General features: G+C 61.6%; 10 protein-coding genes. 6 read left to right on the plus strand and 4 right to left on the minus strand.

What is annotated here, in order from left to right:
* The 3 genes from NKI85_RS22445 to NKI85_RS22455 form a co-directional block, all read left to right on the plus strand.
* Window positions 1-810 (plus strand): DMT family transporter (locus tag NKI85_RS22445; protein WP_352777944.1); only part of this gene is annotated, 810 nt, incomplete at its 5' end.
* Between the two features lie 2 nt (window positions 811-812).
* Window positions 813-1,604 (plus strand): ATP12 family chaperone protein, encoded by a 792-nt coding sequence (locus NKI85_RS22450; RefSeq protein WP_352532608.1) that lies wholly within the window; start codon window positions 813-815, stop codon window positions 1,602-1,604.
* 186 nt (window positions 1,605-1,790) lie between these two features.
* Window positions 1,791-3,677: an MFS transporter gene (locus NKI85_RS22455; RefSeq protein WP_352532610.1), complete on the plus strand. Its 1,887-nt coding sequence runs from the start codon at window positions 1,791-1,793 to the stop codon at window positions 3,675-3,677.
* An 82-nt stretch (window positions 3,678-3,759) separates the two neighbouring features.
* Here NKI85_RS22455 and NKI85_RS22460 read toward each other — a convergent pair whose 3' ends face one another.
* Window positions 3,760-3,954, minus strand: coding sequence for a DUF2735 domain-containing protein (locus NKI85_RS22460; protein WP_292660390.1), 195 nt, complete (start codon window positions 3,952-3,954; stop codon window positions 3,760-3,762).
* Between the two features lie 318 nt (window positions 3,955-4,272).
* Between NKI85_RS22460 and NKI85_RS22465 the strand changes: the two genes are divergently transcribed.
* On the plus strand, window positions 4,273-5,313 hold the full coding sequence (locus NKI85_RS22465; protein ID WP_352777947.1) for a glutamine synthetase beta-grasp domain-containing protein: 1,041 nt from the start codon (window positions 4,273-4,275) through the stop codon (window positions 5,311-5,313).
* A 115-nt stretch (window positions 5,314-5,428) separates the two neighbouring features.
* On the opposite strand, the gene glnA is transcribed toward NKI85_RS22465, so the two are convergent.
* Together glnA and NKI85_RS22475 are read right to left on the minus strand one after the other, a co-directional pair.
* Complete coding sequence (gene glnA, locus NKI85_RS22470) at window positions 5,429-6,838, minus strand: type I glutamate--ammonia ligase (RefSeq protein ID WP_352523841.1); 1,410 nt, start codon at window positions 6,836-6,838, stop codon at window positions 5,429-5,431.
* Between the two features lie 54 nt (window positions 6,839-6,892).
* Window positions 6,893-7,231, minus strand: a complete 339-nt coding sequence (locus NKI85_RS22475; protein WP_019857988.1) for a P-II family nitrogen regulator — start codon at window positions 7,229-7,231, stop codon at window positions 6,893-6,895.
* Between the two features lie 359 nt (window positions 7,232-7,590).
* On the opposite strand from NKI85_RS22475, the gene NKI85_RS22480 reads away from it, so the two are divergent.
* Window positions 7,591-9,120: an NAD(P)H-hydrate dehydratase gene (locus NKI85_RS22480; protein WP_352523839.1), complete on the plus strand. Its 1,530-nt coding sequence runs from the start codon at window positions 7,591-7,593 to the stop codon at window positions 9,118-9,120.
* Entirely contained in the window at window positions 9,117-11,120 is a 2,004-nt protein-coding gene (locus tag NKI85_RS22485) for a hypothetical protein (protein ID WP_352777950.1), read from the plus strand. Before NKI85_RS22480 ends, NKI85_RS22485 begins: the two co-directional genes overlap by 4 nt.
* Before the next feature lie 82 nt (window positions 11,121-11,202).
* On the opposite strand, the gene NKI85_RS22490 is transcribed toward NKI85_RS22485, so the two are convergent.
* Window positions 11,203-12,126 (minus strand): M48 family metallopeptidase, encoded by a 924-nt coding sequence (locus NKI85_RS22490; RefSeq protein ID WP_352777952.1) that lies wholly within the window; start codon window positions 12,124-12,126, stop codon window positions 11,203-11,205.
* Between the last annotated feature and the right edge of the window lie 144 nt (window positions 12,127-12,270).

Here is a 12,270-nt window from a genome sequence, read left to right on the forward strand (position 1 = left end):
ATCTCGTATGCCGGCTACGACCCTGTTTTCCTGTCCATCGCCCGCTCGGTGATCGGCGGCCTGTGTGTTTTCGGTTGGTGCCGCTGGCGCGGCATTGCGCTGTTCACGCCCGACAAAACCCTTGTCGCCGGAATTCTGGCGGGTGCGCTTTTCGGTCTCGAGTTCCTGTTCCTTTACGTCGGGCTCGAGCACACGACGGTTGTGCGCAATACCTTGCTGGTCAACACCATGCCGTTCTGGATGCTGGTCGGCGGCCATTTCCTGCTGGGCGAAAGCATCACGGCGCGCAAGCTCATTGGCCTGCTGCTCGCTTTCGCCGGGCTGGTTGCGGTGTTTTCAGACAAGCTTAGCGCCAATGGCGGCGCGACGCTGAGCGGCGACTTGCTCAGTCTCGGCGCCGGCATTCTGTGGGCCGTGACTAACATTGTCATCAAGCGGTCGAAACTGGTGGAGGCAAGCGCCGAAAAGCTGCTGCTCTATCAGCTGGCCGGGGCCGCTGTCGTCGGCATTTTGGTGATGCCCTTTGCCGGGCCGCCCGTCCGCAGCTTTACCCTTCTGCCGACCTTGGCGCTGCTGTTCCAGGCCGTCTATGTCGTCGCCTTCACCTATGTGCTGTGGTTCTGGCTGCTGCGGCGCTACCCTGCATCTGGACTGTCGAGCTTCACCTTCCTGTCGCCGGTCTTCGGCGTGCTCTGCGGCGCCGTGTTCTTGAACGAGCCGTTGACCGTTCGTATCTTCCTGGCACTCGGCCTCATCGCCGCCGGTCTTATCGTCGTCAACCGGCCGGCCCGAAAACAAAGCCCCGGATGAGCATGCGCGATATATTGAACGACCTCGAAGCGGGAAAGCAGCTCTCCGATCCGGATCCGGTACGCCGTGCCCAAATCCAGATGAAGACGCACCTGCCGAAACGCTTCTACAAAGCCGTCTCGGTCACGCCGGTCGAAGATGGTTTTGCCGTCCATCTCGATGGCAAACCCGTCCATACGCCGGCCAAGGCGCTGCTGGCGCTGCCGACCGAAAAGGCGGCCGCTCTCGTCGCCGAGGAATTCGCCGCACAAGAGGAGATCATCGACCCGGTGACGATGCCGGTGATGCGTCTGGTCAACACCGCAATCGATGGCGTCGCCAGTGATCCCCAGGCGGTGCTGGAGGACATCCTGCGCTTCGCCTCATCCGATCTGCTCTGCTACCGCGCCGATGCACCACAGGGGCTGGTCGACCGGCAGAACCAACATTGGGATCCGGTCATCGACTGGGCGCGCAGCGCGCTCGGCGCCCGGTTCCATCTCGCCGAAGGGGTGATCCATGTCGAGCAGCCGCGCGAGAGTATCGCGCTGCTTGGGCAGCATCTTGCCCAGCGTGCCGATCCGCTGCGCCTTGCCGCCATCCACGTCATGACCTCGCTGACTGGATCGGCGCTGCTGGCGCTGGCTGTCGATTTCGGCGAGCTAGACGGCGAGGCGGCTTGGGCTGCCGGCCATGTCGACGAGGACTGGCAGGCCGAGCAATGGGGCCATGATGCCCAGGCCGTCGCGCGCCGCGCTGCCCGAAAGCGCGACATGATGGCGGCAGTCGGACTGCTCGAAGCTCTCAAAGGCTGACGGCACCGCCTGCTATTTCGCACTGCACATTAGACCAAAGTCATAATCCCAAAGGCGGTCTGCCTCTGGACGGCGCTTTCTGTCATTTTTTGCACCGGTGGCTGCACTGAGTCTGCGTTGCGAGGAAACGCGGACGATGACGCGCAGCATCGAGGACGGACGGATTTCACACGGGAGGATACGCTCATGGCAATGGCATCGACCGCCGGCAAAACAAGCCGCGGCATGACGCGCGAGGAGAAGAAGGTCATCTTCGCTTCCTCGCTCGGCACCGTTTTCGAATGGTACGATTTTTATCTCTACGGCTCGTTGGCCGCCTTCATCGGCGCCACCTTCTTCTCGTCGGCGCCGGAAGCGACACGCAACATCTTCGCCCTGCTCGCCTTTGCGGCCGGTTTCTTGGTGCGCCCGTTTGGCGCCCTGCTGTTCGGCCGCATCGGTGATCTCGTCGGCCGCAAATACACCTTCCTCGTCACCATGACGATCATGGGCCTGTCGACCTTCCTGGTCGGACTTCTGCCCGGATATGCGAGCTGGGGCATCGCCGCGCCGGTGATCCTGATCATCCTGCGCATGCTGCAGGGCCTGGCGCTCGGTGGCGAATATGGCGGCGCCGCGACCTATGTCGCCGAACATGCGCCCGACGACCGTCGCGGCTACTACACGTCGTGGATCCAAACGACGGCGACGCTCGGCCTGTTCCTGTCGCTGATCGTCATCCTGATCGTCCAGGGCTCGATGAGCAAGGACACCTATGCCGCTTGGGGTTGGCGCGTTCCTTTCCTGGTTTCCTTCCTGCTGCTCGGCATCTCGCTCTGGATCCGGTTGTCACTTGCCGAATCGCCGACCTTCCAGCGGATGAAGGACGAGGGCAAGGGTTCCAAGGCACCGCTGACGGAAGCCTTCGGCCAGTGGAAGAATGCAAAAATCGCGCTGCTGGCACTGCTCGGCCTCACCGCCGGCCAGGCCGTGGTCTGGTATAACGGCCAGTTCTACGCGCTGTTTTTCCTGCAGAACGTGCTCAAGGTCGAAGCGCAGTCGGTCAACATCATGATCGCCATCGCGCTGGCGTTCGGCTCGATTTTCTTCGTCGTGTTCGGCTGGCTCTCCGACAAGATCGGCCGCAAGCCGATCATCATGGCCGGCCTTGCACTGGCGATCGTCTGCACCTTCCCGTTGTTCAAGGCGCTGACCAGGGCAGCCAACCCGGCGCTCGCCACCGCGCAGCAGAACACGCGCGCGACGGTGACCGCGGCACCGGGGGACTGCAAGTTCCAGTTCAATCCGGTGGGCACGGCGAAATTCACGACGTCCTGCGATATCGCCACCTCTTTCTTGACCAAGAACTCAGTGCCTTATGACGTGGTAACGACGGCAGCGCCCGGCACTGCTGCGTCGGTCAAAATCGGCAACGAGACAGTTGAGTCGTATGACGCGACTGCGGCCGGCGATCAAGCCAAGGCCAAGGACGCTGTTTTTGCCAAAGCGGTAAACACGGCGCTTCATGACGGCGGCTATCCGCTGAAACGGGCAGCGGCCAAGGTGCCGGACCAGAAGCTTGAAGCCTTCATTGCGGCCAATCCCGAGCTGAAGCTCGATGCGGCAGCCATCCGCGCTGGCGACAAGGCTACCGTCCCGACCGACCAAGCGATCAAGGACAAGCTGCTGACTGCCGATGAGGCCGCGGGAGCCCCCGAGGTCACCGTCTACACCATACCGGGCGGCGGTCCCTTCGCCATGTTTGCCGACCCGGCCGCGGTCAACTGGCCGATGACGATCGCCATCCTGTTCATCCTCGTAATCTTCGTCACGATGGTGTACGGGCCGATCGCCGCGATCCTGGTCGAGATGTTCCCGACCCGCATCCGCTACACCGGCATGTCGCTGCCCTATCACATCGGCAATGGCTGGTTCGGCGGACTGTTGCCGGCGACGGTGTTCGCGCTCAGCGCCTACAAGGGCGACATCTACTACGGTCTCTGGTACCCAGTGGTGATCGCGGCGATGTCGCTGATCATCGGCATGATCTTCATCAGAGATACGCTCGGAACAAACCTTCACACCAAGCAGTAGCCGGCCTGTACCGGTTCCAAAACAGAGCCCGGCGCGAGCGATCGCGCCGGGCTTTGCAATTCATCAAATACGCGGAGAAGGCCTAGCTTTTGCGATCCTGTTTCGCTTCCTCGATCGCTGCTTCATGATACCAGGCGCTTCCGAAATCCGTGCGGTTGCGCAAAGAAGCAAGTTCTGCCGCGAACTTAGCCTTTCCGCTTAAATTTGAGGCAGACGCGCGCGCTGCCACCGGGAACATCAGGATTTTGGCCGACTGACGAGTGGAAGTGATTTCCATTATCGGTTTCCTTTCTTCGACAGAACCTTGCCGATTCAACCTTTCCCCAAGATAGGTTCAGCAACCGAATTAGGCAACATGATTACGAAAGGATCAGTATTTGCACATTATTTATGCAAGATATGCTTGTGAGTGATCCGAACGCAGCACGGCGGCGGCCCAGCGATTTGCACCGATGCGACCTCACTTTTGCCGCACCCTTCGCTGGCGAGAATGGCACACGAATTGCTTTTTATTAATCCGGCAGGTCGGCTGCTGGATAGGCCGGCTCGCCCCGGCACCATCCAGGGTTCGGTGATCAAGCAACGAGAGGCTAGAATGACGAAATACAAGCTCGAGTACATTTGGCTCGATGGATACACCCCGGTTCCCAACCTCCGCGGAAAGACGCAGGTCAAGGACTATGCCGAGTTTCCGACGCTCGACCAGCTTCCGCTGTGGGGCTTCGACGGTTCTTCGACCATGCAGGCCGAGGGCCACAGCTCCGACTGCGTTTTGAAGCCGGTCGCCGTCTATCCGGATCCCGCCCGCACCAACGGCGCGCTCGTCATGTGCGAGGTCATGATGCCCGATGGCGTGACGCCGCATGCGTCCAACAAGCGCGCCACCATCCTCGACGACGAGGGCGCCTGGTTCGGCTTCGAGCAAGAGTATTTCTTTTACAAGGACGGCCGCCCGCTCGGCTTCCCCGAGAGCGGCTATCCGGCGCCGCAAGGCCCGTACTACACCGGCGTCGGCTACAGCAATGTTGGCTCCGTCGCCAGACAGATCGTTGAGGAACATCTCGACCTTTGCCTCGCCGCCGGCATCAACCATGAAGGCATCAACGCCGAAGTGGCCAAGGGCCAATGGGAATTCCAGATCTTCGGCAAGGGTTCCAAGAAGGCCGCCGACCAGATGTGGATGGCACGCTATTTGATGCAGCGCCTGACCGAGAAGTACGGCATCGATATCGAATACCACTGCAAGCCGCTCGGCGACACCGACTGGAACGGCTCCGGCATGCATGCCAACTTCTCTACCGCCTATATGCGCGAAGTCGGCGGCAAGGATTATTTCGAGGCGCTGATGGCTGCCTTCGACAAAAACCTGATGGATCATATCGCCGTCTACGGGCCGGACAATGACAAGCGTTTGACCGGCAAGCATGAGACCGCGCCGTGGAACAAGTTCAGCTACGGCATCGCCGACCGCGGCGCCTCGATCCGCGTGCCGCATTCCTTCATCAACAATGGCTACAAGGGCTATCTCGAGGATCGCCGCCCGAACTCGCAGGGCGACCCCTACCAGATCGCTTCCCAGATATTGAAGACGATCGCCTCCGTTCCAACCAGCGCCGAGGTTTCGGCCGCGGCTTGAGCATTTGTTGCGGCGTGGACCTCAGGTCTGCGCCGTGATTTTCTCTCCAATCGCATCGCAATAAAAAACCCCGGCGTCTCCGCCGGGGTTTTCTATTTGGCTGTAACGATCCGGATCACACCGAATAATACATATCGTATTCGACCGGATGCGGGGTCATTTCGAAGCGCATCACCTCGGCCATCTTGAGCTCGATATAGGAGTCGATCTGGTCGTCGTCGAAGACGCCGCCGGCCTTAAGGAAGCCGCGGTCCTTGTCGAGGCTCTGCAAAGCCTCGCGCAGCGAACCGCAGACGGTCGGGATCTTCTTCAATTCCTTCGGCGGCAGGTCGTAGAGATCCTTGTCCATCGGCTGTCCCGGGTGGATCTTGTTCTTGATTCCGTCGAGGCCGGCCATCAGCATGGCGGCGAAGGCGAGATAGGGGTTGGCACCCGGATCGGGGAAGCGGACCTCGACGCGCTTGGATTTCGGCGATGAGCCAAACGGAATGCGGCAGGAGGCCGAGCGGTTGCGTGCCGAATAGGCGAGCAGCACCGGCGCTTCATAGCCGGGCACCAGGCGCTTGTAGGAGTTGGTCAGCGGGTTGGTGAAAGCGTTGATCGCCTTGGCATGCTTGATGATGCCGCCGATATAGAACAGGCAGCTTTCCGACAGGCCGGCATATTCGTTGCCGGCGAAGGTCGGCTTGCCTTCCTTCCAGATCGACTGGTGGACATGCATGCCCGAGCCATTGTCGCCGAACACCGGCTTCGGCATGAAGGTGGCGGTCTTGCCGTACGCATTGGCGACCTGGTGCACGACATATTTGTAGATCAGCATCTTGTCGGCGTTGCGGACCAGCGTGTCGAACTTGATGCCGAGCTCATGCTGGGCGGCGGCCACTTCGTGGTGGTGCTTTTCGACCCGCACGCCCATTTCGGCGAGCACGGTCAGCATTTCCGAGCGCATGTCCTGTGCCGAATCGATCGGCGGCACCGGGAAATAGCCGCCCTTGATGCGCGGCCGGTGGCCGAGATTTCCGGTCTCGTAATCGGTGTCGTCATTGGACGGCAGTTCGGTGGAATCGAGCTTGAAGCCGGTGTTGTAGGGGTCGGCCTTGTACTTGACGTCGTCGAACACGAAGAACTCAGCTTCCGGGCCGACGAAGATCTGGTCACCGATGCCTTCGGCCTTCATGTAGGCCTCGGCTTTCTTGGCGGTGCCGCGCGGATCGCGGTTGTAGGATTCCCCCGAGATCGGATCGAGAATGTCGCACAGGATGACCATGGTCGACTGCGCGAAGAACGGGTCCATATGCACCGTGTCAGGGTCGGGCATCAGCACCATGTCGGACTCGTTGATCGCCTTCCAGCCGGCGATCGAGGAACCGTCGAACATGACGCCATCGGCAAACATGTCTTCCTCGACCTCGACGACATCCATCGTTACGTGCTGCAGTTTGCCCTTCGGATCGGTGAAGCGCAGATCGACGAACTTCACGTCGTTGTCCTTGATCTGCTTCATGATGTCTTTGGCTGTCGTCATGTCCCTGCTTCCCTATGTGATGACGTTTTGAACATGGCCTTTTAACGGGAAAATTCAGACGGCGTCCATGCCGGTTTCGCCGGTCCGGATACGCACCACCTCCTCGATGTTGGAGACGAAGATCTTGCCGTCGCCGATGCGGCCGGTCTGGGCGGCCTTGCGGATGGCCTCGATCGCGGCTTCGACCGCATCGTCGCCGAGCACGACCTCGATTTTCACCTTCGGCAGGAAGTCGACGACATATTCGGCGCCGCGATAAAGTTCGGTGTGGCCCTTCTGGCGGCCAAAGCCCTTGGCTTCGGTGACGGTGATGCCTTGCAGCCCGGCCTCCTGAAGCGCTTCCTTCACTTCGTCTAGCTTGAACGGCTTGATGATCGCTTCGATCTTTTTCATGTAAAAAGTGGCCTCCACTGCCAAAAAAGACGGGTTGTGAGCCCCGCTTGCGCCTCAATCAAGCACGAACTGTGCCAGTTGATGCGGTGCCGGGCAGCCTCACATGATTTGGATAGCATGCCACGCGGGAATGTACATTCGCGTCATTCGCTGCATTGGATGCGCCATGAATGCCGCGAGCCTACACACCGCCGCTCCCGCCGTCCGCACAAAAATTGAGCAGATCGGATATTTCATGGGCAGCCATGGAATTGCGAACTCGTCGTTCCGAGCGCTGCCGGAGTGCTTCGTAGCCTTCGCTGTTTGCTTCGGATCAAAAACTGGACAATGCTTCGGGAGATGATGTGCATGTCGCCCGCATGAGCAACGAACTTCTGTCTCCGTCCGAAATGGCCGAGGCCGACCAGCTGGCGATTGCCGCTGGTCCATTCGACGGCATCGGGCTGATGCGCAATGCCGGCGCTGCGGTTGCTGCCGTAGTGCTCAAGCGCTACTCGAACGCAACACGCGTCCACGTGCTTTGCGGCCCCGGCAACAATGGCGGCGACGGCTATGTCGTGGCCCGCATCCTTCGGGAGAGCGCCGTCGACGTCTCTTTATGGGCGTCCGGATCGCCCACAGACGGCAGCGATGCAGCACTCGCTGCTTCGGAGTGCCCGGTCGAGGCTGGACCGCTGTCTGATTTCGTTGCTAAGACGGGCTCGATCGTGGTCGACGCGCTTTACGGGGCGGGGCTGTCCAAACCGCTGTCCGGCGACGCCGCCAAGGCGATCGAGATTGCTGCGGAGCTGAACTTGCCGGTTGTAGCGGTCGATCTGCCGTCGGGCGTTGCCGGTGAGAGCGGCAATGTCCTCGGCCAGGCCTTCCGCGCCCGAACCACCGTGACCTTTGCGCGAAAAAAGCCTGGTCACCTGCTGTTTCCGGGCCGCGAGCTGTGCGGCGACATCGTGGTCGCCGATATCGGCATAAACAACAGCATCGTTGCGCAGCTTCAACCGCGGACATTCGAGAACATTCCGGCGCTCTGGCTTGGCGGCCTTCCGGTTCCGGCCGTCGACGCCCATAAGTATAAACGCGGCCATGTCGGCGTCTTTTCCGGCGAGCCGTCAGCGACGGGTGCTGCGCGGTTGTCGGCATTAGCCGCGGCCAGGAGCGGGGCAGGGGCCGTCACCTTGCTGTCACCGGCGAACGCCATGCAGGTGAACGCGGCGCATCTGACCTCGATCATGCTGCGCAAGGTAGACACCGTCGCGGATGTGGACGAATTCGTCGGCAGCCGCCGGCCATCGGCCTTCGTTCTCGGCCCGGGATTTGGCATCGGGGAGAAAACGCGCGATTTTGCCCTGGCCGTGCTCGGCGGCGCCCGTGGGCAGGACAGCGGGATCGACGGGCTGGTGCTCGACGCCGACGGCGTCACCTCGTTTCGCGACGCGCCGGATGCCCTGTTCGAAGCCGCCCGTCGACCGAATACGCCGGCTCTGGTGATGACGCCGCATGACGGCGAATTCGCCAGGCTTTTTCCAGATATCGCCGGGGACAAGGACCTGTCCAAACTCGCCAAGGCACGCGCCGCAGCCGAACGGGCCAGCGCCACTCTCGTCTACAAAGGTGCCGACACTGTGATTGCGGCCCCCGATGGCCGGGCAGCGATTAACAGCAATGGCGCGCCTTGGCTGGCCACCGCCGGTTCGGGCGACGTGCTGTCGGGCATCATTGCCGCGCTGCTGGCGCAGGGCATGCCGGCCTTCGAAGCGGCCTGTGCGGCAGTCTGGATCCATGCCGAGGCCGGCAGCCGTTTCGGACCGGGGCTGATCGCGGAGGACCTGCCGGTGGCACTGGTGCCGGTGCTGCGCGAGCTTATCGAAGGTCGCGAGATGGCTGCCGAATGAACCGCCTGTTCGCGCTGCTCGTTGCGATCGTTATTGCCGTATTCATGGCGCAGCCCGCGCGCGCCGAAGCTCCACTGACGATCGTCGACGACCCGGCCGTTCTCACCGCCCTCGATAGCACAGGCTATGGGTTCGCCGGCATTTTCGGCGTCGATGGCAAGGGCGATTTGAGGACGCTTTACGACAAGGCGCCGGCCTATCACGCGATCGTCGAAACGGTTGCAAGCGACGTCGCAGCATTGCGGGCCGAGATGAAGGCCGGCGGGCGGCCACTTTATGAGGTGACCGACGGCAATGTCGGCCGCATCATGGACATGCGCTGGCTGAAGACCGACGCAGCACGCTTCCGCCTCGTCGGCATCGTAAATCGGCTCGATCGGCGCGATTTTTCCGCGCTGAAAGGCGACAAGAGTTGCGGCGAAGTGCGCTTCGTCTATCGTCTCGCCTATAGCTTCAAGAAGAACGGCAAGGTTCTGGCCTCGCGTCTGCCGTTCAATTTCAGTGCCGTCTACAGCGCCGCGCCGGATGCCGACGGCGGTTGTGTCGGCGTCGCCGGACGCTGGACACCGCAACTCGATGAAAGCGTCGATGCCGGCTGGCTGGCCGGTGGCCCGCTGGAAATGTCGGCGCTCACCTTCAAGCAGCTCGAGCTCAATGCGCAGGTGGTCCGCTTCCCCTCCGGCCAGGAGACCGAATTCGGCGGGCAGGCTGCCTATCTCATGCGCATCTTCGGCATCGATGGCGCGGCTGCCAGCGAAAAGCCGTTGGAAAACACGCCCGATGCGGCACGCCTTGCCGAAGACACCGCGCTGAAAGCAAAACTTGCGGACTATGTCCGCACCAATGTCGCGACGGTCGATCTCGGCGTTTACCAAATCCCCGACGAATTCTTGGCAAAGAAGGTCGTCTCGTGGTCGACCTTCGGCAGCGCGAGGCAAGCCAACCACCCATTCACGCCGCTGTTCCAGCCCGCGGATTTCGCCGGGATCGACTACTCCGCGCTAAAGCTGGTGCGCACGCCCGAGGCGCTGGTCGAGCGACTGGACAACGGCGCCTGCCACGGCTGCCATCAGGCGGGCTCGACCGCCGGCTTTCATTTCATCGGCCTCGACGACAAGACGACCTCGCCGCTCAACCGCATCGAGGTCGGCATCTCCCCGCATCTCCACGCCGACATCCCGCGCCGCGGCGCCTGGCTGCGCGCGACTGCCGACGGCAAGGAACCGAACCGCTTCCGCCCGCTGTCGTTCGCGCCGCCGGCGACATGGAACGATGCCGGCGAAATCGCCTATTCGCCGGCCGAAATGGCGATGCCGTGCCTGATGCCACAGGATGCGGCCCGCTTCGGCGCGACATGGCAATGCGGCGCCGGCACCGTCTGCACGCCGCTGGCGACCGCGTCCGGCGTGCGCACCAAGCTGGCGCAATGCCTGCTGCCCAAGGATAGCGAAAACATGTTTTCCGGCCACCCCTGTTTAACGGGGTCCATCGCCAGTAACCCGGCACAGCCTTTCAATGACCGCTATACCATCACCGGCCAGTTCGCGGCGTTCGCGCCAGGCATTTCGCGTACCAGCTACACCTGCCGACCGCCGAAGATCGGCGTGCCGGCGGGTATCGCCTATCGCGGCTGCGACAACCGGGATCGCAGCTTTACCGCCTTCAAAACGGGCAAGCCGATGCCGAACGAGATTTGCGGGTTGGTTGGCGGCAATAAATTCGACACCTGCGTGGCGACCAATAATTTCGACCAGTGCCTGGGCGGCGCCGTCAATCGCGGTAATCGTCCTGCCTGCTCGGCCGACCATTTCTGCCGCGAGGATTACATGTGCCAGTCGCTGCCGCCCGACACGCCCGGTATCGGCAAGGCGAAGGGCATCGGCTTCTGCTCGCCGACCTATTTTATCTTCCAGATGCGCATCGACAATCACGCCACGCCATGGGCGAGTGCTGTCCGCGCGACGACGGGGGCCGGGTTTGGAGCGGCGGAAGCGGAATAGGCTGTCAGTTACGGGTGGCGGCGATCGGCAAAAAAAGCGTCCCGCACTTGGGTCCCGCTGACACCAATGTGCGAACACCGCCTTAGCGTTGAAGATAGTCCTCCATGTGCCCAGTCCACGTCTTGTTGAATTCCGCAATATGTCGTTCGGCTGCGTTCGGGCCCAGCAGCGTCGAGAGTGCCGTGACGGCTATGGGTTGGATGTCGGGCGCTTCTCCGTACCCAAGTGCCGCCAGCCTCTGTGCCCATGACGGATGCGTCGACCTTTCGTCATCTGGACGTTCCCACGCCCTGTGAACGCAAGCGTTCAGGTAAATGTGTTCCGACAACTGCCCGGCCATTTCTAGAAGGCGGTCGAGTGGTGGCCGTGGTGGTCGCATCGCTCCCATCAGTTCCTGGTGCAAAGGGTCATATACCTTTTCCTTGAAGTGCGCGTCTGCTGCAGCAACAAGCAACAGAGCGCGCGCAGCTTGTTCAGCGTTACCGGATACTGCCGCATGACGATCCGCCTTGATCTCGGCTTCGCGCGATAGCCGGATATTCTCCCGTTCAAAAGATTTCGACAGCCAGCCGATTGCAGCGTGAAGGAGGCTGCCTGAGATCGTCGTTCCTGGAGGTGCGTACTCGAAGACAAATTCGAAACTGTTCTCGAATTCGGCGAGATTGAGACCGCCATTTGTGTCCTTGTTCCGCACATGCGCGTCTTCATGGGCAAAAATTGCGGCGAGGGCCTTTTCGTCGGCCACGGCGAGGAGGGGAATGCCAACGGTCAAAAACAAGCGGCTGCCGAGAAGTCCGAGCAGCGTACGCTCTTCCCGCACACTGGCGTTAAGGTTGTCCTCCAGCGTAATGACCGTGCGCGCCGCCCGGCGCCGTCCAGCAATCATTTCCCACAGCGCCCACAGCCCAGGCGCCTCCGCTCTGCTCACGCCCTTGACCTTGCTGCGCCGAAAACCGGCAAACAATGTGCCGAACAGGAATGCCGCTGCGGTGGTCGCGATCGGCATGGCAACAAAGCCACTGACGATGAATCAGATCGGATGGCTGTCGAGCAGGGACATCCAGACGCAGAAAATGATGGCAGCCGGGGCAACGAAAAATAGGACTGCAAACCTGCCAAACCGCCGCCCAGCGCTGATGATCATGCGCGA

The sequence above is a fragment of the Mesorhizobium sp. M0571 genome (genome assembly GCF_040320985.1).
Lineage (GTDB): Bacteria > Pseudomonadota > Alphaproteobacteria > Rhizobiales > Rhizobiaceae > Mesorhizobium.